Raw genomic sequence first — 24,152 nt, 5'->3', positions numbered from 1 at the left:
CTGGCACGGAACCTGACTTATCGAACAGATAACGAAGATCAGAAGGTTAACGAGGTGGAAAGTGATCGAAGATTCGGCGGATGCTTTCCCGTGGCTTTGGACACGTGATGTACAGAAAAAAACTGTGAGTAATCGCAGAACAAAGGCTGTACAGCCAAAGATATAAAAACCACACAAAAGAACATTTAAATAGAAGGACACTTCATCGCTTTTACATTTTAAGCGACGTTTTCTTTGTGTCCGCATAAAATTAAATAAAAAGGAGATTTCAACATGTGTGGAATTATTGGATTTACAGGGAAACTTGAGGCAGCAGATATCTTGGTAGGAGGCCTGACACAGCTTGAATACCGCGGATATGACAGTGCGGGAATCGCAGTCAATGAAGGCTCCTCCACTAAGATCATTAAAACAGCCGGAAAGGTTTCCAATCTCCGCGAAAAAGTAGAGTCATCAGAAGACCGCAGCGGAACATGCGGGATCGGACACACACGATGGGCTACTCACGGAGGAGTGACTACCGCCAACGCGCATCCCCATGTAGCAGGAAATATTACGCTGATCCACAACGGAATTATCGAAAATTATAAAGAGCTTGCGATCGCTCTAAAGGCCCAGGGCCGGACTCCGGTCTCTGAGACTGACACTGAAATTGCCGCTCTTTATCTGGATTCTGTATATGAGGGAGACCCGTTTGCTGCCATGAAAAAAGCAAATGAAGCATTGGATGGAGCCTACGGCTTCTGTATTATGTTTAAAGATCATCCCGGAGAGATCTACTGCATGCGCAATTCCAGCCCTCTGGTAGCAACCTCCACAGAAGACGGTGCCTTCATCGCCTCCGATATGGTAGCACTGCTCCAGTACTCTAAAGATTATTTTGTCGTGCCGGAAGAGCACATCGTAGTTATGAAAAAAGACGGTATCACACTCTATGATATGGAACAGAACATCGTTTCACCGAAAATGCTTCACGTTGACTGGGATACTACTGCTGCTCAAAAAGGCGGATATGATTACTTTATGCAGAAAGAAATCTATGACCAGCCGGAGGCACTGACAAACACTGTTATGCCCAGACTTCACAATGGTCTTGCGGATTTCAGCGCCGATGGGATCTCAGATGACCTGTTCAAAGATATCAGCCGCGTGATCGTGACTGCCTGCGGTACTGCAATGCATGCCGGATTAGTGGGCCGTCATCTGATTGAATCCATGGTGCGTATTCCTGTCACCGTAGAACTCTCTTCAGAGTTCCGCTATATGGATCCTATTCTGGATGAACATACATTGGTTGTCATTGTTTCCCAGTCCGGAGAAACTGCTGACTCCCTGGCTGCTCTGCGCCTTGCAAACGAACGGGGTTCAAAAACACTTTCCATCGTCAATGTGAAAGGTTCCAGCATCGCAAGGGAAAGCGATCAGGTTTTATATACACACGCAGGTCCGGAAATCGCTGTTGCCAGCACAAAAGCATTCTCTGTACAGTGTTCAGGTTTCTATCTGATCGCACTGAAACTTGCTGAACTGAGCGGTAAATTCACCGAGGCAGAATTATCAGAGTACTGCAAAAAATTTGAGGAAGCGATCGCAACCGTGCCGGAAGTCCTGAAAATGGACAGTTACATCAAAGATATTGCCGAAAAGATTAAAGATACCTTCTCTGCATTCTTCCTGGGCCGCAGCCTTGATTATGCCATTGCAAGCGAGGGATCTTTGAAATTAAAGGAGATTTCCTATGTTAACTCTGAGGCATACAATGCAGGAGAATTAAAGCACGGAACCATCTCTCTTGTGACGGAAGGAGTTCCGATCATCGCTATTGCTACTCAGGATCATGTCCTTCCTAAGATCATGGCCAATGTAGAAGAAGTCAAAGCCCGCGGAGCCCATGTGATCATGGTGACCGACAAAGACATGTCAGATTACGAAGGTGTCTATGACGACCTGATCCAGGTACCTTCCGTGGATGACAGATTCGGAACCTTCGGCGTCACCGTGGCACTGCAGCTGCTTGCATACCACGTAACTGTATTCAGAGGAAATGATGTAGACCAGCCGAGAAACCTGGCGAAATCCGTAACCGTAGAATAGGCAGACTGCTGTTTCACGAATCATAAATTTGTCACATAAAAAACACCAGTTCAAAAATGAGCTGGTGTTTTGCTGTATGCCGTGAAAATATCAAAGACTATTTTACTTCTTTTAAGTGCTGTATTTCACCACTGTGATCAATGATTACGTCCTTCATCACCAGCAGCATATGTGTATTTTGCTCCACACGGTCACTTAATCTGCTGAACTCTGCATGCGGAATCCTGTCCTCATAGAGGGCATCCAGCTTTGGAATGATATCGTTCTCTACACGGAGACAGGTTCTCTTGATAGGAATTAAGTCTTCCTCCACTGCGGTCAGTCTGTCATCTATAGACTGCACTTTTCGTTCTAATGAATCAAATCTTTTTTCTAATGAATCAAGCCTTCTTTCTAATGGAGTGATCCTTTCTTCTAGTTTGCGGTCCAGAAGCTTTTCTATCTGTATGAGTAATTCATTGTTGTCCATTCAATGTTCCTCCTTCTTTTGTATTAATCTCATTATACTCCGGCATAAGAGGAAAAACAACAGATTTTTCCATAACAGATAATATTCAGAAACTTCAAACAATATCAACTTCGTCCTTTGTCGGTATTGACGGTGCCGCTCCCTTCCTGGATACAGCAATAGAAGACGCTTTGGCACATCTTTTTAAGTTGTCCGCCGGCCTCATCCCCTTTATAATACCTGCGATAAAATATCCGGTGAAAGTGTCTCCTGCGGCAGTGGTATCCACTACCTTCACCGGTATACAATCCTGTTTCACCCTTACAGAGCCCTTTTGATAGACCGCTCCCTCTTCCCCAAGAGTCAGTACAACCTCCGCCCTCGGAAACTGTTTGGCCATCACATCCAATATTTTTCCCGGTTCTTTCTTTCCTGTCATCTGAAACCCTTCGACCTCATTGAGCATAAAGACAGAAATTTTTGAGAAATCACAGTTTTCCAATGCTTTATTGTATGGAGAAGGATTACAGACAATACACATCCCCCGGTCAAATGCACTGTCAATCAAATCATCCAACAGATTGATTTCATTCTGAATCAGCAGGAAATCCCCCTCTTCAAACGCATCCAGAGTTCTGTCTATCTCTTCCTTTGACTGCTTTATATTTGCTCCTCCGAATAACAGGATGCCATTTTGAGCATTGCGATCTACCTGTATCACCGCGTGTCCGGTTTCTCCCTCTATCATTCGCACAAAAGCGGTATCCACTCCATATCTGTTCAGTTCGTCGAGAAGCATCTGTCCGTCAGAGCCGACCGTTCCGGCCTGAAAAACCTTTGCTCCTGCTTTTGCAAGGGCTATGGACTGGTTCAGTCCTTTTCCCCCGCAGAAAGTTTCTCTTTGTTCCGATGCCTGTGTCTCTCCCGCCGCTGTGATGTGATCTACCTGATATACAAAATCATAATTTAAGGAACCATAATTTAATACCTTCATAAAACCGCCTCCCGCCCATTTGTTAGGATTATTATACCATCTTCTGCCGCGCAGGGACATAACAAAAGGGAAGAGATCTATAAAAAGACCTCTTCCCTGATATGTCTAAAAAAACTATCATTGGACGGTTCCATTTGTTTGATGGATACTTATCCAGTAGATATTACGTCCATTTTCTACATGATTGGAGTGAGGCATTCTAAGAGCCGAACGGAAATCATGTGGAAAATGTTATACAAACGCTTTCACGCTCTTGTAAATTCCTTCGCTGTCCAGTCCGAATTCTTTGATCAGTTCCACTGCAGGTCCTGAGTGTCCGAATACGTCCTGTACTCCGAGTTTCAGTACCGGAGTCGGTGCTTTCTCGCTCAGTACATCGCATACTGCGCTTCCAAGTCCGCCGATCACAGAGTGTTCTTCCACTGTCACCACTTTTCCTGTCTCTTTTGCGGCAGCGATCACCAATTCATCATCCAAAGGCTTTACCGTTGCCATGTTGATGACTTTTGCATTGATTCCGTCAGCAGCAAGCTTTTCAGCGGCTTCAAGACTCTCACCTACACAAAGACCGTTTGCAATAATGGTCACATCCGTACCTTCTCTTAAAACAGTGCCTTTTCCGATCTCAAACTTATAATCTGCTGTATCATTGATCACAGGCACAGCCAGACGTCCGAATCTCATATAAACAGGTCCGTCAAGTTCTGCTGCTGCCTTTACGACTGCCTTTGCTTCCACATCATCGGAAGGCACGATGACTGTCATGCCAGGAATTGTGCGCATTAAAGCCACATCCTCGCAGCACTGGTGAGTCGCACCGTCTTCTCCAACGGAGATACCGCCGTGGGTAGCACCGATCTTTACATTTAAGTGAGGATATCCCACACCGTTTCTTACCTGCTCATATGCACGTCCTGCGGCGAACATTGCAAATGTGCTGACAAACGGGATCATACCGCTGGCAGCAAGGCCTGCACCCATTCCCACCATGTTGCACTCTGCGATACCGCAGTCAATATGACGCTCCGGAAATTCCTTTTTAAACACGCCTGTCTTGGTAGCAGCTGCCAGATCGGCATCTAATACTACTACGTTTGGATTTTCTTTTCCTAATTCAACCAGGGCATTTCCATAACTTTCTCTGGTTGCGATTTTCTTTACATCTGCCATCTTAACATCCCACCTTCTCTAATTCATTCAATGCCTGTTCACACTGTTCATCATTCGGAGCAGATCCATGCCATCCAACCTGGTTTTCCATGAAAGATACGCCTTTTCCCTTGACTGTCTTCATGATGATGGCGGTCGGTTTTCCTTTGCACTCCCGTGCCTTTTTCAGTGCGTCGGCAATCTCGTCAAAGTTATGTCCGTCAATATTGATCACATTGAAATTAAATGCCTCAAATTTTGCATCGATCGGATACGGAGAGCAGACATCGTCAACTTTTCCGTCGATCTGAAGGCCGTTGTTGTCCACGATGACAACAAGGTTGTCAAGCTTTCTGAACCCTGCGCTCATGGCAGCTTCCCATACCTGTCCTTCCTGGATCTCTCCATCTCCAAGAAGTGTATATGTGCGGTAGTCTTTGCCCTGTAACTTTGCAGCCACGGCCATACCAACTGCCGCTGAGATGCCCTGTCCCAAAGATCCGCTGGACATGTCAACCCCAGGGATTTTCTTCATATCAGGGTGTCCCTGTAAATAAGAATCAATATGGCGCAGTGTGAGTAAATCTTCTTTCGGGAAGAATCCTCTCTCTGCAAGTGTAGAGTAGAGTCCCGGTGCTACGTGTCCTTTGGACAGAACAAAACGGTCTCTGTCTTCCATCTTAGGATTTTTAGGATCAATGTTCATCTCTTCAAAATATAAATATGCAAACATGTCTGCGGATGATAAAGATCCGCCCGGATGTCCGGATTTTGCAGCGTGTGTCGCTTTAACGATCCCTTTGCGGATCTCATTGGCTGTTTTTTGTAATTCTGCCACTGTCATTTTTTCTCCCAACCTTTCTTATTCTCCGAATACTGCTTTATAGTCTGCCTGGAATTTTGCGATTCCCTGGTCTGTCAGAGGATGTTTCATCATCTGTTCAATGACATTGTACGGTACGGTAGCAATATCTGCACCCATCTTAGCACACTCGATTACATGGATTGGATTGCGGACACTTGCACAGATGATCTGGGTATCGATTCCGCCTGCTTCAAAAATTTCAACGATATCAGCGATCAGATCCAGTCCATTCTGAGAAATGTCATCTAATCTGCCTAAGAAAGGAGAAACATATGTAGCCCCTGCTCTTGCCGCAAGCAGTGCCTGTGTCGGGTTGAATACGAGAGTCAGGTTTGTCTTAACTCCCTCGGAAGATAATACTTTTGTAGCCTTTAATCCTTCTACGGTTGTAGGAATTTTAACTACCATGTTCGGGTGGATCTTTGCGATTTCTCTTCCCTCTTTGATCATTCCCTCTGCATCGGTTGTCGTTGCTTTGACTTCCCCGCTGATAGCTCCGTCTACGATAGAAGTGATTTCTTTGATGACATCTTCAAACTGTCTTCCGGATTTAGCGATCAGGGACGGATTTGTTGTCACTCCGCAGATCACACCCATGTCGTTTGCTTTTTTAATGTCTTCTACTTCTGCTGTGTCTAAAAAAAATCTCATATTATCTTCCTCCTAAAATGAATTGCTGCACTTTTGCTCTGGTATCATTTAACCATGGAACCCCCTGGTTTGTCAAACCCTTAAACCCCAGTGTTTATGCGATTTAACGTGAATTTATTAATAATTTTAGGCTTTATTAATAGTCCCAAATTTATGGTTATTGTATACCAAATTTACCTGTTTAAAAAAACCTAGGTTTTATCTGTTTTTTCTATTCCGTTTGTGTTATGATTTTTTCAGAGAATTAATATTTTTAAATATATTAGTAATATATCTTGATTTTATTAATGAATATTAATTAATAAATATTTTTTTTGATTAGGAGGATTTATGGCTTCAAAAAAAAAGGTCACAACAAAAGATATCGCAAAACATGCAAATGTTTCCCAGTCTGCAGTGTCAATGATTCTGAACAAAAAAAGCAATGTCTCCTTTTCCGAGGAGACAAGGCTCAAAGTTTTAAATGCGGCAAAAGAACTCGGATATGAAAAAAGAAAAAAAAAGGAGACTCAGCTCGTAGGGCTTTCCAAGGTGATTGTCATCATGTGCCCTTTCTTATCCAATCACTATTACTCGATTCTCGTCCATTCCATCACAGAGCGCGCCCACGACTATGGATATGTCACCTTCGCGGCCCCTACTCTGAGGAATCCCAACACCGAGCAGTTCTACCTGAATATGATCCAGGATTTTGACGCGGCAGGCATTGTCTATCTTTACCCGACTTCCTGGCTTGAAGATGTTAACGATATGTCCAAACATATTCCCGTCATCAACATCGGGGATAAAAATGACGACATCATGTTTGACTCCATCCATGTCAGCAGCACCAAGCCGGCCTATCTGGTGGCAGAACATCTTCTCTCCCTCGGGCACCGGAAGATCACCTACGTATCCACGCCTATGAGCACGATCGAGCGTTCCCGTTCTAAGCGCTTTGAGGGACTGAAAAAGGCCTTCTATGAGCATGGTTTTGATCCGGAAAATGTCACCTGCCGCTCTGTGTCGACCGGAGAGTACAACACCCTTTCCCCGAATATGCTGGAGTACTCCTGCGGCTTTAACCTGACCAAAGAAATCCTTGCCGAGGGAACAGATTCCACTGCGTTTGTGGCTTACAACGACATGGTCGCCCTGGGGATCTTAGACGCTCTTTTTGATATGAAATACAAGGTTCCGAATGATTTCTCTGTCTGCGGCTTCGACAACATCCCCATGGCAGACATGCGCAGGATCTCCCTTACAACGGTGGAACATTCCATCGAGGCAAAGGGGCGGGAGGCCGTGGACATCATCGTGCGGCACAGGGAATCCAAGACAAAAAATAAGCCGAGGAGCTTCGTTACGAAACTCGAGTTTGAGCCTTTCATCGTCAAGAGAAACAGCACCGGGAAAGCCAGGAACACCTAGCATTTCCGGTACACAGTCTCCCCCTCCTTCAGCGTCTCCGTCACCTTGATATCTTTCAGTTCTGATACAGGCGTTTTCAGTGGATTCCGATCGAGGATCACAAGGTCTGCAAGTTTTCCTTCCGTGATACTCCCTTTTTTGTCTTCTTCAAAATAGGCATAGGCCCCGTTGATCGTCACGGCTTTCAGTGCCTCGAAGACATCGACCCGTTCTTCCTCTCCAAGGATCTTTCCCTCCCTTGTCTCCCGGTTTACTGCGCACCAGACTGTATGCAGCATATCCGGAGGGACAACCGGAGAGTCCTGATGAAAATTCACACAAAGCCCCTGCTCAAATGCAGACTTGGCAGGACTTATGGCTTCTGCCCTTTCTTCTCCCAGATTCTTTAAATGAATGTCACCCCAGTAGTAAACATGGTCTACAAACATCGACGGGATCATTCCGATATTTTTCATCCTGAGAAGCTGATCTTTCCGCACGGTCTGGCAGTGAATCATGACCGGTCTCAAATCATCTTCTTTTGAGACACCGCACTGTTCCATGGCCTTTTCAAAACTGTCTATCCACTGCTGGGCAGCCGCGTCTCCGTTGCAGTGGGCGAGGATCTGAACACCGTTTTCTATGGCATTCCGGATATATGTCTGTACTTTCTCCTGTTCCATTGCCGGATATCCCCGGTATTCTTCTTCTCCCGCATAGGGTTTCGACAGCCATGCGGTCTTTCCCTGTGGAGATCCGTCCAGGATCACTTTCCGGCCGCCCAGTTTCAAGTGATTCCAGTATGCTTTTTTAAGTTCTGCATATTCCTGCTCCAGCTTTTCCGGTTCTTCTCCGACGAGGACATAAGAAACAACATCTGCTTTCAGCAGCCCTTCTTTTGCGGCCTCAAACAAAGTCTCCACATCCTGTCCGGATGCCGCACCGTCCTGGATCGTAGTAATTCCGTGGGACAGGTAAAGCTCCTGGGCTTTCTCTATCTGTGCTTTCGGGTCCCCTGGAATCTTTGCGTATACCCGGGCCAGAAGCAGGTTCAGTGCCTTCGTCTCTTCCGCATATCCGTCCGGTTCCATAGACCCCGGTATCCTGCCGAATCTGGAACCTTCCATATCAGGTGCCGACGCATCGATCCCTGCCTCTTTTAACAAAGCGGAATTTCCGACCCCCATATGCCCGGACGCATGCAGCACAAATACTGGTATGTGATCTGACACTTCATCCAATATATATTTATCCGGATGCCTCTTTTCTTTCAGAAAATTATGGTCATACCCCACACCTATGACAGCGCCGTCTTCACCAATCTTCTTTTCCTTCTGAAATGCAGCCAGGCGCATTTTGATGTCTGAAAAGCTTTCGCATCCGGACAGATCAGCAAACTGTGAAAATTGGGCCACAAGAGAAATATGACTGTGTCCGTCTATAAATGCCGGCATCAGGGTCTTCCCGTCAAGATCTGTCATCTCCGGCTGATGTGCAGCCCTCACTGCTTCTTTCAGGCTTCCTGTGAATGCAATGAAGCCGTCCGATATCAAAACTGCCTCCGGCTCTGTCCGGGTGTCTTCCATAGTAAGAATATCCCCATTATAGTATATCTTGTCCATCTGATCCCTTCCTCTCTGTAAATCATTGACCTTGTTAGGATTTACAGACGGGAACAATTTTACTCCTCCGTTCAGCCCAAAATCTGCAAATTTTCAGAGCCGATTTCTGCCGTCACGTGGCATGACTGCCCCGGTACTTCTCCGTCCATATGAAAAAACTGAGGTTTCTCCATAAAAAATTCTGCCTTCCGGCAGCGGAAGCTGTAAACACCCGGACAGCCAATATGCTTTCCTCCGGGTACTCTGGACAGCAGACGAATCATCTTTGCCTTTGATATGCCTGCCACAATACACAGATTCAGAAAACCGTCATCCGGCCGGGCATCCGGTGAAAATTTCAGGCCCCCGCCCTCATAAGGCAGGTTATGGACCGATGCAAACAGCACATCGTGAAATATTTCTTCTCTGGAATCATCAAGAACCAGCCGCATCTCAAACAGTTCAGCCGCAAACAGGCCGCGAAGACCGATCCCCAGATAAGTCAGTTTTCCCATGTGGAGCCGGTTCATCAGCTTTTTTGTCTTTGCGTGATTGACCATATGGCAGACCCGTGCGTCATATCCTATCCCGGAGCTGACGAGGAAACACCCGGAGGCATCGGGAGCAAAAGTGCTCCCCACATTGATCACGGCCCCGTTCTCATCTGCTAAGATGCTCCTGAGTCTCTCTTTCGGGTCTTTTGAATACCCCATCCCCCTGGCAAAGTCATTGCCGGACCCTGCGGGAATGAAAGCAAGCTTCGCCTCTGTTCCTTTTTTCATTCCCGAAACCGTCTCATGAAGTGTCCCGTCGCCGCCCACCGCTACGATCACATCCGGCCTGCCTTTCTCCGTGATCCGCTCTGCAAATCTCGCGGCATCACCTTCTCCTTTTGTCAGGAGTTCACGGAATACGATCCCTTCTTCCAGCAGATATGGCTTGATCTCCTCCCAGCAGCGCATTCCTTTTCTGGAACCTGCGTTTGGATTTACAATAAAATAATACATCATCATCCCCTATAAGCAGAGAAAGCCCCTTTTTAAAGGAGCTTTCCATCAAATAAATATTATACCGTGATCTCGGCTGTCATTCCGAGCATTTCTTTATTTTCATCCAGGATCGGCTGAATGACTTCGCTGACAAATTCCTCTGTCTGCTGTGGTGCACGTCCCACGAAGTTTTTCGGTTCCATGATCGCTTCCAGCTGTTCCATCGTCATTCCGAAAGAAGGATCGTTCGCAATCCTCTCCAGCAGGTCGTTTTCTTTCCCTTCTTCTTTGACCACTTTTCCGGCCGCCATAGAATGTACACGGATCTTCTCATGAAGTTCCTGGCGGTCTCCGCCTGCTTTTGCTGCGTCCATCATGATATTTTCCGTTGCCATAAACGGAAGTTCTTTCATAAGACGGCTTTCAATAACCTTAGGATAAACGACCAGACCATCCACGACGTTCAGGTACAGATCCAGGATGCCGTCAATTGCAAGGAATCCTTCCGGTACAGAAAGACGCTTATTGGCAGAATCGTCCAGAGTCCTCTCAAACCACTGGGTAGAAGCTACGAGCGCAGGATTCATGGCATCGGAGATCACATAGTCAGCCAGGGAAGCCATACGTTCGCTTCTCATCGGATTTCTCTTGTATGCCATAGCAGAAGATCCGATCTGGTTCTTCTCAAACGGCTCCTCTACCTCTTTCAAATGCTGAAGGAGGCGGATATCATTGGAGAACTTGTGCGCAGACTGTGCGATGCCGCTTAAAACGTTCAGCACTCTGGAATCAATCTTCCTTGAATAGGTCTGGCCGGATACCGGCTGGCACTTCTCATATCCCATTTTTTCGGCAATCATGCCGTCGATCTTTTTGATCGTCTCATGGTCACCCTCAAACAGTTCCAGAAAGCTTGCCTGAGTCCCGGTCGTTCCCTTGGACCCGAGAAGACGCATATTATCGATCACATGGTCAAGATCCTCCAGATCATACACAAGATCCATCAGCCAGAGGCTTGCCCGTTTCCCAACTGTAGTCGGCTGTGCTGGCTGAAAATGGGTAAAGCCAAGGGTCGGAAGGTCCTTGTATTCCAGAGCAAACTTGGAAAGCTCGGCGATCACATTCACAAGCTTTTTCTTCACAAGCTTTAATGCCTCTGTCATGATGATAATGTCTGTATTGTCTCCGACATAGCAGGAGGTGGCTCCCAGGTGGATAATGCCTTTAGCGTTAGGACACTGCTGTCCATAGGCATAGACATGGGACATCACATCATGACGGACTAATTTCTCACGCTCTTTTGCGACATCATAGTTAATGTCTTCTGCATGTTCTTTCAGCTCGTCAATCTGCTCCTGTGTAATAGAAAGTCCCAGTTCCTTTTCCACTTCGGCCAGTGCGATCCACAGTTTCCTCCATGTTTTGAACTTCATATCCGGTGAAAAGATATACTGCATCTCTTTGCTGGCATATCGTTCGGATAAGGGGCTCTGATATTTATCGTTCATGAATTCTTCTCCTTATTTGTCGTAATCTCCGCGAATATCATCCTTCGGCGGTTCCATCGGATATTCTCCCGTAAAACAGCCTTTGCAGATCGGCAGCCCCTCAGAGAGCTGTTCCAATCTCTCAGTCTTTAAGTAGCCCAGGCTGTCCGCTCCGATCAGATCACAAATTTCATCAATGCTTCGGTTATACGCGATCAGCTGCTCTCTGGCAGGAACATCGGTCCCGAAATAACACGGCCATAAGAACGGCGGTGAACTGATCCTTACGTGAACCTCACTGGCTCCCGCCTCTCTGAGCATGGAGATGATCCGGTCGCTGGTCGTGCCCCGGACGATAGAGTCGTCGATCATGATGACTCTCTTTCCTCTCACAGATTCTTTTAAGACATTCAGCTTAACCTGCACGCTGGACTCCCGGCTGCTCTGTTTCGGTTTAATAAATGTCCGTCCCACATAAGTATTTTTCACAAAAGCTGTTCCATAAGGAATCCCCGATTCCAGAGAGTAGCCCAGTGCAGCGGCATTGCCGGATTCCGGCACACCCACGACGATGTCCGCATCCACCGGTGAATCAATCGCCAGATACTTTCCCGCCTGAAGCCTTGACTGGTACACGCTGACTCCGTCAATACAGCTGTCCGGCCGCGCAAAATAGATGTATTCAAAAACACATCTGGCAGCTTCTCCCTTTGGAAGGCACATACTGCAGTCCGACTGAATGCCGTCTTTTGTGATCGTAACGATCTCACCCGGCTCCACATCCCGGATGAACTCAGCCCCTACCGTATCCAGAGCACAGGTCTCAGATGCCAGGATGTAGGCATTATCCCTCTTTCCGATGCAGAGCGGCTTAAAGCCATATGGATCTCTTGCCCCGATGAGCTTTCTCGGAGACATCACCACAAGAGAGTATGCGCCCTTTATCTTGCGGATGGCCTTTGCCACTGCGTCTTCCACGCTGTGGGTATTGACCCTCTCCCGGGCAATATGATAAGCGATCACTTCAGAATCTATGGTTGTCTGAAAAATAGCCCCGGAATATTCCAGTTCATGCCTTAACTCCAGCGCATTGATCAGATTACCATTGTGGGCCAGGCCCAGAGTACCTTTGACATAATTTAATACGAGCGGCTGCGCATTCTCGGGACAGCTCTGTCCTGCAGTAGAATATCTGACATGGCCGACACCAATATCGCCTTTCAGTTCGCCTAACGACTCCTGAGTAAAGACTTCATTGCAAAGTCCCATGCCTTTTCTGGAAGAAACCTTCCCTTTCGGACCGTTGGTATCGGAAACCGCGATTCCGCAGCTCTCCTGTCCCCGGTGCTGAAGCGCAAATAAACCATAATAAATTGTAGAAGCCACGTCATTGCCGTCAAAATCATAGACTCCGAAGACGCCGCACTCTTCTCCTAACTTGTCAAAACGTTCTATGTCCATTTTCAAGCCTCTCTTAAGAATAAATTATAAGCCAAGTCTTCTGTATACTTCTTCGTATGCCTCTTCCACGTCCCCTAAATCTCTGCGGAAACGGTCTTTGTCTAATTTCTGGTTTGTCTCTAAATCCCAAAGACGGCATGTGTCCGGAGAAATCTCATCTGCTAAGATGATCTCATCTTTATAACGGCCGAATTCAATCTTAAAGTCAACCAGTTTAATGCCGATCTTCTTAAATTCCTCAATCAATGCCTCGTTTACTTTAAATGCATACTCTGTGATACGTTCTACTTCTTTGCGGTTGGAAATACCGATAGCATAAGCAAAATATTCGTTAATCAATGGATCTCCAAGATCATCATCTTTGTAGCTGAACTCAAGGGTTGGCTCTAACAATTCAAACCCTTCTTCAATTCCAAGTCTTTTAGAAAAGCTTCCTGCCGCCACGTTGCGGATAATCACTTCCAAAGGTACGATCTCTACCTTTTTTACAACGGTTTCACGATCGCTGAGTTCCTGTACATAGTGAGTCGGAACACCTTTTTCTTCCAGCATCTTGAACATGTAGTTGGACATGCGGTTATTTACAACACCTTTTCCGATGATCGTTCCTTTTTTCTCTCCGTTGAACGCTGTCGCATCATCTTTATAGTCGACAATTAATAAATCCGGATCTTCTGTTGTAAATACTTTCTTTGCCTTTCCTTCATATAATAATTCCTGTTTCTCCATGTCTTATCTCCTTTATACTTCTGCTTTCACTGCATTGCCTCCCGCCGGAGGCTTCCTCACAAATAGTATCACATATAAAAAACCAGTGCAATATCTTCTATCGCACTGATTTTTATTTTTCGACATACAAAAAAATTATTGGTTATCCTCAAGAAGCTTGGTATCCGGCGGTATCACACCCCGTTTCAGTTTGGTGTAGAGGATCCTTCTTACGGCCTTGTCAATGACGGATTCCTCGATCTTTCCATCTTTCACTGCACGCTTCACGGCCTTGAATGCCTGTCCCAAATCCTCCGGCATGACGACAATGTTCACACCCGCTTTTATGGCTTTCACCGCCGCTTCCCCTGAGGTATAACTGTCAGTAATGGAATTCATATTCATGGCATCGGTTAAAATGAGCCCCTCGTACTCAAGCTCGTCTCTCAGGATGTCTGATATCACCCGCTCACTTAAACTGCACGGCTCTTTCTCATCCGTCACATTAGTTAGGATCAGATGGGAAACCATGACGGCATCCGCGTCTGCATCCATACCGCTTTCAAATGGAAGAAACTCTTTTTTTCTCAGCTCCTGAATGGACTGCTTGGTCTCCGCCGCTCCCCTGTGAGTATCTCCAAGGGCATCACCGCTTCCCGGAAAATGCTTTAACGTGGCTGAGATCTGCTGCTTCTGCATATTTTTTACAAGCGTCTTAACAACAGCAGCTACTTCTTTGGCATCAGAGCCGAAAGCCCGGTTTCCGACCTCCGTGTTGTATTGATTGGAGAGCACATCGGCCACCGGCGCCAGATTCATATTGATTCCGAGGGCCTTGAGCTGTCTGCTCTGTTCCTTCCCCATCTCTGCGATCTGCCGGTCTGTATAAGTCTCCCCGATCTCCCTCGCGTCAGGATACTGGCTGACTGCATCCGGAAGCTTTGAGGCGATTCTCGAAACACTGCCGCCTTCTTCGTCTGCCGCTATAAACAGCGGTACATGAGAAACACTCTGCAGATCTTTGGTCAGCTGCTTTAATTGTTTTTCGGAACTGACATTCTTTGAAAACAGAATGATCCCTCCCACAGGATACTTCTTCATGGTCTTCTTCATCGTTCCGGTTATTTTGGTCTGGTTCTTGCTTCCCGAATCATCCAGCGAGTACATGGATACCATAAAGAGCTGTCCGATCTTCTGTTTCAGTGTCATCTCCTTCGTGATATCCTTTGCCATGCCCTGAAGGGTAGCCTCGTCCAGATCTTCTGTTTTTGTATAGTCCTTTTTGCCGTCAATGTTGCACCCGCATAACAAAAGACAGAGTGCCAGCAGCATGCATGTAATACGTCTTTTCATCATAGAAATTCCTTTCTTCAATGAAGTTATTATAGCATGGAATGGCACTTCTGTCATTGTCCTTACATTTAAAACTTTGTGTCCTACGGAAGGATCGGGAACAGGATCATAGCCTTAAACTGATCTCCGTCGATCTCGATCTTAAATTCTCCCCCGCAGTTTGCAGTAAAGCTGTCTGCGATCGAGAGTCCCAGGCCGTTTCCTTCACTGGTCCTGGATTTTTCTCCTCTGTAAAAGCGCTCCATGATCTCCTCCTCCGTAAAGTCCATTTCATAACCGGACGTATTCTGGACCGTCAGGCAGACTCTGCTGCCCTGATTTGAGATCGTGGCAAAAATCCTTGTACCTTTCAGGGAATACTTCAGTGCATTTTCCAGTATATTCTGCACTACCCGGTACATGCGGTTCACATCCCCCTTAAATTTCGTATGCTCTGCATCACACTGAAATTTCACTTTAAAGCCGGACTCTCTGATCTGATCGCTCATATCCTCCAGAGTCTGTTCCATCAGTTTTTTAAGATCCATCGGCTCCAATGTAACCTTGGCCTCACCGCTGGTGGATTTTGCAAGTTCAAACAGATCAGCGATCGTATTTTTCAGTCTCTCTGTTTTCTGATTCAATATGGTCACATAATCCCTCGCCTCAGGAGAAAGTGACTCATCTCTTGCAAGAAGATCCACATAGCTGATGATCGACGTGAGCGGCGTTTTCAGATCATGGGATACATTTGTGATCAGGTCGATCTTCATGCGTTCCCCTTTCATCTGGTCCTGGAGGGATTTGTCCAGGCCGCTTCCGATGTTGCTCAGCTGTTTCGACGCGTTATAATACAGGGATTCTTTCGGTATGTCTGCATCGGCTTTCAGATCTCCCTCCGAGATCCTCTCGATCTGCCGGATCAGTTTCCCGAGATCCCTCTGCTGCCTCGCAACCTCATCAAAATGTTCTCCCAGATATTTCATGCCAAGTACACCGACACAGAGCGCGATTACTGCCAGAAGAGGCGACCAGCCGATCATAAACAGCCCTGCAAAGAAAATTGCAAGCATGAGGTATTTTCCTTTTCGGTAGATCGAAAGCCGTTCCACAGCCAGACGGTCTGCAAACTCCAGAGCTTCTTTCTCGGCCACCCGTCTCTGCCTGTTCCTGCGGTACCATCTCCGGGCCGTACCCACACAAAGTGTGTGTTCTAAAAATGTCCCTTCCTTCAGGCGCCAGACCGTTGTCTGCAGGCAGACAGAAAGTACAAGCCCGATCATCAGCAGTACGATCCCCGCAAATGTCATAATCGGTATCAGTTCTTCCTGCTGAAGAGCACCGATGGATGCAGCCGCCACTGTTCCTGTTCCCATGAACAGGCCGAAGCCAATAACGCATAGGATCACCTCATACCAGATACGGTCCATATTCTCAAAAAAGCGTGCGCGGCTTTTCTGAAGTGCAAACAGCACGGACAGAGCAAGCAGTCCCAATACCTCTGCTCCCAATAAGATGGACAGCTTGATCATCATTTCTTTCCTCACATCAGGAAATGTCTTATAGTGTTTATTCAGCGCGTTATAATACCCATCGTAAAAGCCTACTTCGATCACTGCTGATTCCAGCCTCTGCTGCTTGGCATCGTCAATGAAAAATGTCTGTGGCAGGGAAAGGCTTCCCCTGTTCATAGAGTTTCCGCTGATATTGTAAAAATCCGACGGTGACATAATATTATCTTCGGAATCATAATAGGCCTCATCCATATTTGCATTACTTGAATATTTTGCTCTTATGCTTTTGTTGGGATTCAATCCATACCCCAGCGTATCGTTTCTGTTGATCACGATCTTTTTCTTAAATACAGGTTTTCTTGCTGTCTTGGCATCGGCACCGTATTCTTTCGTCACGGCTTTTTTGCCGTAGGGCTGAATCGTAAGTTTTGCCTTTACAAAAATTTCGTTTTCAAGGTTGGACGGAAGTTCTGATTCAACATCATCATAATTCTGATCCATCAGATTATTCGCTTTCACCCATTTGCTTAAAATCCTCTGGACGGCGTGCACATAGTAATCGGAGTCTTCCATCCGCTCACCTTTTTTGATCGTTGTGAAATCCAGTCCGTCATTATAATTATCCATGGTATGCATCTGATAGATGCCGAACAGCACTCCGCCCACCATGGCGATGATCACCGCAGCGATCAGTCCGCTGTTAATCCATTTTTTCCATTTTGTATCCAATTCCCCATACCACCTTTAAATATTTTGGGTTCTTCGGATCAATCTCAATCTTTTCACGGATCCTCCGAATATGAACCATCACTGTGTTTTCTGTTGCATATGCCGCTTCTTCCCAGACTCTTTCATAGATTTCTTCGGCGGAAAAAACTCTGCCCGGATGCCTCATCAGCAAATTCAGAATTTTAAACTCAGTTGCTGTGACTTTCACCGGTTCCCCGTCCACATAAATGCATTTGCCGTCCAGGTCCAGCGTCAGTCCGCCAAGGATCAGCCGGTTATTATCTTCCGGCCCTGCCGCTTTGCTGCCGAGCTGTAAATATCTGCGAAGCTGGGATTTTACCCTTGCAATCAGCTCATCCGGCCGGAAAGGTTTGCTGACATAATCGTCCGCCCCCATGGAAAGTCCTAAAATCTTATCGCTCTCCTCCGTCTTAGCAGACAGGATGATGATCGGAATATTTTTACTCTCCCGGATCTTCATGGTAGCAGATAATCCGTCCATACCCGGCATCATTATGTCAATGATCAGAAGCTGGATATCCTGCTCCACGAGCACATCCAGAGCCTCCAGGCCGTTATAAGCTGGAACTACATCATATCCTTCCAGTTCCAGACGCTTTTTGATCGCTCCCACAATCTCTTTGTCATCATCTACTACTAAAATCTTGGGCTGTGCCATAGTCTTCCTCCTCTTTTTCTTGATAACCACAGTGTATCATCCAATTCTGAGATTTCATTGAATACAATTCTGAAAAAAATCTTACAATCGTTGTTTTATTTTTTTTTCTTCGGCGCATAGTCTTTAAGTTCCGGGAGTGCACCTCCTGCCACAGCCCACAGATAAAGGCTGGCCACAGTTCCACAGGGGCTGTACCGCCCCGCGTATTTTGCAAATAACTTGGGAGTAATGGTTCTGTGATGGTAAAGCATTCTCATCCCTCTCTGAATCGCCAGATCAGAATAGCTTACGATATCCGGCCGCTGCATGGAAAATGTCATCAGCATCTCCGCCGTCCATACCCCGACTCCGGGCAGTTTTGTAAGCTCCTTCTTGACCTGTTCATCCCCGGCCTCTTTCAGGCCCTCAAGGTCCAGACTGCCGCTCAGAATTCTGTCAGCAGCAGCTTTTATGTACCCTGCTTTCCTGAAAGAAATCCCAAAGCTTTGAAGTTCTTCTTCTGTACACTCCCCCACCTTTTCGGGAGTGACATCCGAAAGTCCGTCTTTTATCCTCCTCCAGACTGTCTCCTGGGCCTTCGTGGAGATCTGCTGTCCTACGATGGAATTCACAAGCGCCGCAAACAATTCTGTGTGAACCTCTCTTTTTATAAATCCGATCCGGTCAATAGCCTGTCCCAGGACCGGGTCCCTCGATTTTAAGTACCCGATTTCCTGTTCTCCGTATTTAAAATATTCCATGAATTTTTCTCCTTTATTCTTCTTTCTATTATAACAGAACCTGAGCCGGATGAAACAAAAAGGAACTGCATATTCTAAAGGCATGACATTTTCCACATGATTTCCGTTCGGCTCTTAGAATGCCTCACTCCAATCATGTAGAAAATGGAGATAATGTCTACTGGATAAAGAATTCTTCAAACAGGAGGCAACATTCTGCAATAGTTTTTCTTCACTATCATAAGGAAGCATTTCAAGAGCTGACTGGAGATAGTGGAGAAAAACTCACACTTACTTGGAAAGGAGTTTTTATGTCTATTTTTGAACCAAATCTTTTAATCCATGAAAAATCACCCTATCTGCTCCAGCACGCTCACAATCCGGTGCGCTGGTATCCATGGGGTTCCGAAGCTTTTGAAAAAGCCAGGGCAGAAGACAAGCCTGTTTTTTTGAGTATCGGCTATGCCTCCTGTCACTGGTGCCATGTAATGGAGGAGGAATCTTTCGAAGACCATGAGGTAGCAGAGCTTTTAAACAAGCATTTCATTTCTATTAAAGTAGACCGGGAAGAACGCCCGGACATTGATTCCGTCTATATGTCTGTCTGCCAGGCAATGACCGGTTCCGGAGGCTGGCCCATGTCTGTTTTTATGACACCTGACCAGAAACCGTTTTTTGCGGCCACCTACCTGCCCAAGACCACCCGATACCAGCTGACGGGACTCCTGGACCTGCTGCCCCGGATCTCTCTCTTATGGAAACAGGACCGGGAACGCCTTTTAAAGATCGGAAATGAGATCACAGACCACCTGAATACAAACCAAAGACCGTCAGAAACTGTTTCCCTGTCAGAAGATGTCCCGGCTCAGGCCCTGGCAGATCTTAATGCATCCTTTGACAATGTCAACGGTGGGTTCGGCACGGCGCCCAAATTTCCGACTCCGGCAGTGCTGCTGTTTCTGATTCAGCAATACAAGCAGTGCGGTGACAAGGACAGCCTGGCTATGGCAGAGCACACACTTCTTCGCATGTACCGGGGAGGGATCTTTGACCACATCGGGGGAGGCTTTTCCCGCTATTCCACCGATGACCGCTGGCTTGTGCCCCATTTTGAGAAAATGCTGTATGACAACGCACTGTTATTAGAGGCATATGCGGAAGCTTACGCGTGCTGTGAGAATCCTCTCTTCCCGGAAATCGCCGACGCCGTCGTCTCCTGCGTCTTGAATGAACTTTCTCATCCCGATGGAGGCTTTTACTGCAGCCAGGACGCTGACAGCGAAGGAGAAGAAGGAAAATACTATACTTTTACCAGAGATGAAGTCCTTCACGTTCTGGGAGAAGAAAACGGCAGCCTTTTCTGCTCCCTCTATGATATTACGGACCGGGGAAATTTTGAAGGCAAAAGCATCCCGAATCTGCTCAGGCAGTCTCCATTCCCGAATGACCCCGAGGGTCTGAAAAGGATGAAAAGGACCCTTTATCTTTACCGAAAAAAACGGACCAGCCTGTCCACAGACAAAAAGATCCTGACTTCCTGGAACTGTCTGATGATCTCTGCCCTTACAAAGGCATCCCGGATCTTCGGGCGGGAGAAGTTCCTTGCTGCCGCTCAGAAGGCAGAATCTTTCCTCGACAAACATTTAAGGAAAGATGACGGTCGTCTTTTTCTCCGGTGGTGTGACGGTGAAGCGGCTTACGACGGCCAGCTGGAGGACTATGCTTTTTATTCTCTGTCCATGCTTTCCCTCTACCGCTCTACATTTCTGGAAGAATATCTTGAAAAGGCGGTACAGGCGGCAGATCTCATGATCTCTCTGTTTTTTGACCGGGAACACGGCGGTTTTTTCCTCTATTCCAGCGAAAGCGAGGCCCTGATCTTAAGACCGAAAGAACTCTATGACGGCGCCATGCCTTCCGGCAACTCCGCTGCCCTCCATGTACTCTTTATCCTGTCTGAAATAACCGGAAAATCCATATACAGAGACTGCATGGATCAGACTTTTTCTTATTTTTCCCCCGAGCTGTCTGTCCATCCTTCTGCTTACTGTTATGCTCTGTCCGTGCTGTCTTCCCAGTTTCATCCGTCCAGACAGCTGGTCATCACAACAAAAAAAGAGAGCCTTCCCAAAAAATTCATGGAACTGCTCTCCAAACCTCAGATGAACGACTTAACCGTGCTGGTCAAAACAGAACAAAACGAAGATACACTGGCTGCCATTGCTCCGTTCACGAAAGAATATCCGGTTCTTGCTGATAAAACATCCTGCTACCTCTGTCGGGGAGGAGCATGTCAGGCCCCGGTCTTTGACGCAGAAAGCCTGGAAACACTCTTACAGGCGGCGGATTAACCCAGCCGCCTGTTCCGGCGTCATGTGATGGTGAAGTACCCCATTGATTATAAGATTAGGGCCTTTGCCGCACCGCCGGGTACACCTGCCTTTCACAATTTTAATGGAGATCCCCTGGTCCCGTTCTTTCTCCTCCCCGGCAGCTTCCACAGCCCTCAATATTTCAAGGGCTTTTCCTGCCCCGCAGGACGGGCCGGTGCAGACCTTAACCTCATATTTTTCTGAAACTTCCTTGAAGCCGGGATACTTTTTTACGAACGCGGCCAGAAAGGACGGCTTGACTCCAAGCCGCAGGGCAGCTTCTTCCTGTACTGCTTTCGGGATGCATCCCAGCACCTCCTGGATCTCCCGGAGAGCAGAAAGAATCTCTTCCTGTCCCGCGGGCTTTCCCTGCCGCTCATAAAACCTCAGGATCTCATCGACACGCGGATTCATGACTTCTCCTTTATGCTCTGTTCAAAACTTCCCCTGTCTGTGATCATATCGAGAACTTTCAGTTTCCTGTCCCAAAAAGTATATCTCACTCTGCAGCAGAGACTTTCTCTGATCCTCCGGTCCATTGCCCCGTGTTCCGGCGCAAGAAGCTCATTTCCTTCTCCCGAAAGCAGCTGGGCCCGGAGTTTTAAATCTCCCTGACGGATGATGATTCTGGATTTCCAGTCTGTCTTTACCTTAGCGCCCAGGTAAGTACCCATCTTATATTCTTTTCCGTATAAATGAAGCGCCGCCAGCACGCCATCGAAATGAAGACCTGCAATCGGTATTTTTGCCGCCGCCAGCATCAGGCTGTTCTTTCCGCTGTCGGGAAATATACTCTGGGACCATAGGTAGGCATCCGGAAAAGATCCGCCCCAGTCCTTTTCAATGTATCCTGTCCCCTGATCAAAGTTCATTTTATATCCGTTCAAAGTGAGTTCTCCGAAAAGCTGATGCCGCATACTGATGATTCCATGGCGGCACTGCATTCCGGGCACATACCGGAACGGCCCCATAATATCGGAAGAAAGAGGATGAATATTTTTATAAATGATCCTCCCCTCAAGGCTCAGTCCTTCCTCATGGATATTGAGAAGAATCCCCCGCTCAGAGAAAATGCTTGCCGGACCCTCTCCTCTTCCCGTGTCCAGGACCACATGAAACTTCTGTTTCGAACCACAGAAAGCCTCTGCCTTCCATGAAAAATACCATGACTGTTCCTTTGTAATCACCTGAAGGGATGAAAATGCATTTCCTTCCCGGTCAATATGATAAGCCGGTATGACCGAAAACATCTGATCCCCTTTCTGGTGTTTTAAATACCATCCCTCAAAATAATTATTCTTTCTTTTTGTACCCTGAAATGCATTCGGGTTTTTCATGTGTTAAATCCTCCTTTGCTGGATTGTCAATCAAATTTCCTTTATAGTCAAATCTGGAACCATGACATGGACAGTCCCAGCTTAATTCCTCCGGATTCCATTTAAGGATGCACCCCAGATGCGGACAGGTCAGAGAAACCACGTGAACACTTCCTTTTTCGTCTCTGTATGCCCCGGCCTTTTTCCTTTCGTATTCGATCACGCCGCCCTGTCCCTTTTTAAGATGCGCTGCCGCTTCATCCGGAATCTTCATTCTCTCCAGCACAAAGTTCCTGGCAGTCTCCATCCCCTCTTTTGCCAGCGGTTTGGCTGAAGCTTTCAGATGAAGCCTCTGAGGTGAAAAAACATGGGCAAAGGCATTCTTCTTTTCAATAATATAATCTGTAATCAAAAGAGCCGATGCCATGGAAGAACTCATTCCCCACTTTTTAAATCCTGATGCCACATACCATCCCGTCTTTGAAAAAGAGTAATATCCAATGTACGGAATGGAATCAATGGTCATACAGTCCTGTGCAGACCAGGCGCTTTCCACCCGGCAGTTTTCCCAGTACTGTCGGGCATTAGACTCAAGCATCTGATACTGCCCTCCCAAAAGATTCTCTCCCGTCCTGTGACCGCCGCCGCCAAATAATAAATATGGCCCGTAAGACCGGAACGACAGGCCGTCATTTGGATCGACTCCCAGATACATATCTTCTATATGATCGGTTCCCGTGAGAGCCAGAACATAGCTCCTTTCCTGATGCATCCGCAGAAAATAGTATCCGGGCCGGTTCATGATGGGATAATGGGTCGTAAAGACGATATTCTCCGCCTCAACAGTTCCCTGGTCCGTGATAATTTTATTTCCTTCCACGTCTGTGACAAGGGTCTGTTCATATATCTCCAGCCCTTCCGCCGCTGCTTTTAAGAATTTCAGCGGATGGAATCTGGCCTGTCCGGTATACCTGACCGCCCCTTTCACGGAAAATGGAAGTTCTGTCTGTGACGTATAATCGGCCGGAAGTCCTAATGACTGTGCCGCGCGGACTTCTTCCTTCAGCGCCTCCTCCTGATATTTGGAATATAAATAGGAGGAACACTCTTTAAAATCACAGTCGATCTGATGATCCTTGATCAGCTCCCTGTATTTTCTCACCGCAGCCTGGTTCATCAGCGCATACTGCCTGGCCTGTTCCTTTCCGACTTCACGGACCAGCTTTTGGTAGATAAGACCATGGGAAACTGTAATTTTTGCCGTAGTCCCCTTTGTCTGTCCGCTGCCGATCCTGTCTGCCTCCAAAACGAGAACCTCTCTACCCTCCAATGACAAGAGATATGCTGTCAGAATCCCGGCCATGCCTCCGCCGATCACTGCAGTTTCAACTTTTTTTCTCCCCTGAAAAGGCGGGAAAGAAGGCATATCCACAGTCTTTTCCCAAATTGTATCCACTAAAATCCCTCCCTTCATTTATTTTTCTTTTTAGGATGGCTCAAATCAATCAGGACTATTCACGGCAGAATTGTTAGCACTCATATTAATCGAGTGCTAATTTTCTCTTGACTTTCCCTTTCTGTGGCTCTACAATATTATGCAGAACGGCAGATTCCTGCTCTGCCGAAGAATTGAAAATTAAACCTGTCAATAGAAA

The 24,152-nt window shown here is 46.8% G+C and carries 20 protein-coding genes; 3 read left to right on the top strand and 17 right to left on the bottom strand.

What is annotated here, in order from left to right:
• Positions 1-273 precede the first annotated feature (273 nt).
• Positions 274-2,094 (top strand): glutamine--fructose-6-phosphate transaminase (isomerizing), encoded by a 1,821-nt coding sequence (gene glmS, locus ANCC_RS04355; protein ID WP_006566538.1) that lies wholly within the window; start codon positions 274-276, stop codon positions 2,092-2,094.
• A 97-nt stretch (positions 2,095-2,191) separates the two neighbouring features.
• On the opposite strand, the gene ANCC_RS04350 is transcribed toward glmS, so the two are convergent.
• The 5 genes from ANCC_RS04350 to fsa all read right to left on the bottom strand — a co-directional run bounded on the left by ANCC_RS04350 (position 2,192) and on the right by fsa (position 6,201).
• Entirely contained in the window at positions 2,192-2,563 is a 372-nt protein-coding gene (locus ANCC_RS04350) for a hypothetical protein (RefSeq protein ID WP_006566539.1), read from the bottom strand.
• A gap of 94 nt (positions 2,564-2,657) precedes the next feature.
• A complete protein-coding gene (locus tag ANCC_RS04345; protein ID WP_039946492.1) occupies positions 2,658-3,536 on the bottom strand; it encodes a ribokinase in 879 nt (292 codons plus the stop codon).
• A gap of 231 nt (positions 3,537-3,767) precedes the next feature.
• Positions 3,768-4,706, bottom strand: a complete 939-nt coding sequence (locus tag ANCC_RS04340) for a transketolase family protein (protein ID WP_006566541.1) — start codon at positions 4,704-4,706, stop codon at positions 3,768-3,770.
• 1 nt (position 4,707) lies between these two features.
• Positions 4,708-5,529 carry a transketolase gene (locus ANCC_RS04335; protein WP_006566542.1) on the bottom strand — a complete coding sequence of 274 codons (822 nt, stop codon included), beginning with the start codon at positions 5,527-5,529 and terminating at the stop codon, positions 4,708-4,710.
• A gap of 18 nt (positions 5,530-5,547) precedes the next feature.
• Positions 5,548-6,201 carry a fructose-6-phosphate aldolase gene (gene fsa, locus ANCC_RS04330; protein ID WP_006566543.1) on the bottom strand — a complete coding sequence of 218 codons (654 nt, stop codon included), beginning with the start codon at positions 6,199-6,201 and terminating at the stop codon, positions 5,548-5,550.
• A gap of 330 nt (positions 6,202-6,531) precedes the next feature.
• Here fsa and ANCC_RS04325 point away from each other — a divergent pair, with 330 nt between their 5' ends.
• The gene (locus ANCC_RS04325; RefSeq protein WP_006566545.1) at positions 6,532-7,611 is read left to right on the top strand and encodes a LacI family DNA-binding transcriptional regulator; all 1,080 of its coding nucleotides are present in this window, start codon (positions 6,532-6,534) and stop codon (positions 7,609-7,611) included.
• Here the strand turns inward: ANCC_RS04325 and ANCC_RS04320 are convergent.
• The 9 genes from ANCC_RS04320 to ANCC_RS04280 all read right to left on the bottom strand — a co-directional run bounded on the left by ANCC_RS04320 (position 7,608) and on the right by ANCC_RS04280 (position 18,830).
• Positions 7,608-9,212, bottom strand: coding sequence for an amidohydrolase (locus ANCC_RS04320; protein ID WP_006566546.1), 1,605 nt, complete (start codon positions 9,210-9,212; stop codon positions 7,608-7,610). The two genes, ANCC_RS04325 and ANCC_RS04320, sit on opposite strands and share 4 nt — an antisense overlap.
• Before the next feature lie 71 nt (positions 9,213-9,283).
• Positions 9,284-10,198, bottom strand: coding sequence for a diacylglycerol/lipid kinase family protein (locus ANCC_RS04315; protein WP_039946494.1), 915 nt, complete (start codon positions 10,196-10,198; stop codon positions 9,284-9,286).
• Between the two features lie 59 nt (positions 10,199-10,257).
• Positions 10,258-11,688 (bottom strand): adenylosuccinate lyase, encoded by a 1,431-nt coding sequence (purB, locus tag ANCC_RS04310; protein ID WP_006566548.1) that lies wholly within the window; start codon positions 11,686-11,688, stop codon positions 10,258-10,260.
• 12 nt (positions 11,689-11,700) lie between these two features.
• The gene (gene purF, locus ANCC_RS04305; RefSeq protein ID WP_006566549.1) at positions 11,701-13,128 is read right to left on the bottom strand and encodes an amidophosphoribosyltransferase; all 1,428 of its coding nucleotides are present in this window, start codon (positions 13,126-13,128) and stop codon (positions 11,701-11,703) included.
• Between the two features lie 24 nt (positions 13,129-13,152).
• Positions 13,153-13,857: a phosphoribosylaminoimidazolesuccinocarboxamide synthase gene (gene purC / locus ANCC_RS04300; RefSeq protein WP_006566550.1), complete on the bottom strand. Its 705-nt coding sequence runs from the start codon at positions 13,855-13,857 to the stop codon at positions 13,153-13,155.
• 135 nt (positions 13,858-13,992) lie between these two features.
• Positions 13,993-15,192: a glycoside hydrolase family 3 protein gene (locus tag ANCC_RS04295; protein ID WP_233458262.1), complete on the bottom strand. Its 1,200-nt coding sequence runs from the start codon at positions 15,190-15,192 to the stop codon at positions 13,993-13,995.
• An 80-nt stretch (positions 15,193-15,272) separates the two neighbouring features.
• A complete protein-coding gene (locus tag ANCC_RS04290) occupies positions 15,273-17,411 on the bottom strand; it encodes a sensor histidine kinase (protein ID WP_006566552.1) in 2,139 nt (712 codons plus the stop codon).
• Positions 17,383-18,090: a response regulator transcription factor gene (locus ANCC_RS04285; protein WP_182483058.1), complete on the bottom strand. Its 708-nt coding sequence runs from the start codon at positions 18,088-18,090 to the stop codon at positions 17,383-17,385. Before ANCC_RS04285 ends, ANCC_RS04290 begins: the two co-directional genes overlap by 29 nt.
• A gap of 95 nt (positions 18,091-18,185) precedes the next feature.
• Positions 18,186-18,830 (bottom strand): DNA-3-methyladenine glycosylase family protein, encoded by a 645-nt coding sequence (locus tag ANCC_RS04280; RefSeq protein WP_039946525.1) that lies wholly within the window; start codon positions 18,828-18,830, stop codon positions 18,186-18,188.
• A 290-nt stretch (positions 18,831-19,120) separates the two neighbouring features.
• Between ANCC_RS04280 and ANCC_RS04275 the strand changes: the two genes are divergently transcribed.
• Positions 19,121-21,160, top strand: a complete 2,040-nt coding sequence (locus ANCC_RS04275) for a thioredoxin domain-containing protein (RefSeq protein ID WP_156340664.1) — start codon at positions 19,121-19,123, stop codon at positions 21,158-21,160.
• On the opposite strand, the gene ANCC_RS04270 is transcribed toward ANCC_RS04275, so the two are convergent.
• Genes ANCC_RS04270 through ANCC_RS04260 form a run of 3 tightly spaced genes read right to left on the bottom strand, consistent with a single transcriptional unit; the run spans position 21,143 to position 23,953 of the window.
• Positions 21,143-21,595: an NADH-quinone oxidoreductase subunit NuoE family protein gene (locus ANCC_RS04270; RefSeq protein WP_006566557.1), complete on the bottom strand. Its 453-nt coding sequence runs from the start codon at positions 21,593-21,595 to the stop codon at positions 21,143-21,145. The genes ANCC_RS04275 and ANCC_RS04270 overlap by 18 nt on opposite strands.
• Positions 21,592-22,518, bottom strand: a complete 927-nt coding sequence (locus ANCC_RS04265; protein ID WP_006566558.1) for a tocopherol cyclase family protein — start codon at positions 22,516-22,518, stop codon at positions 21,592-21,594. Before ANCC_RS04265 ends, ANCC_RS04270 begins: the two co-directional genes overlap by 4 nt.
• The gene (locus tag ANCC_RS04260; protein ID WP_156340663.1) at positions 22,475-23,953 is read right to left on the bottom strand and encodes an FAD-dependent oxidoreductase; all 1,479 of its coding nucleotides are present in this window, start codon (positions 23,951-23,953) and stop codon (positions 22,475-22,477) included. The genes ANCC_RS04265 and ANCC_RS04260 overlap by 44 nt, the downstream gene beginning before the upstream one ends.
• Positions 23,954-24,152 lie beyond the last annotated feature (199 nt).

The organism is Anaerostipes caccae L1-92 (assembly GCF_014467075.1).
Lineage (GTDB): Bacteria > Bacillota > Clostridia > Lachnospirales > Lachnospiraceae > Anaerostipes > Anaerostipes caccae.
This window is presented reverse-complemented; position numbering and strand designations above follow the sequence as displayed.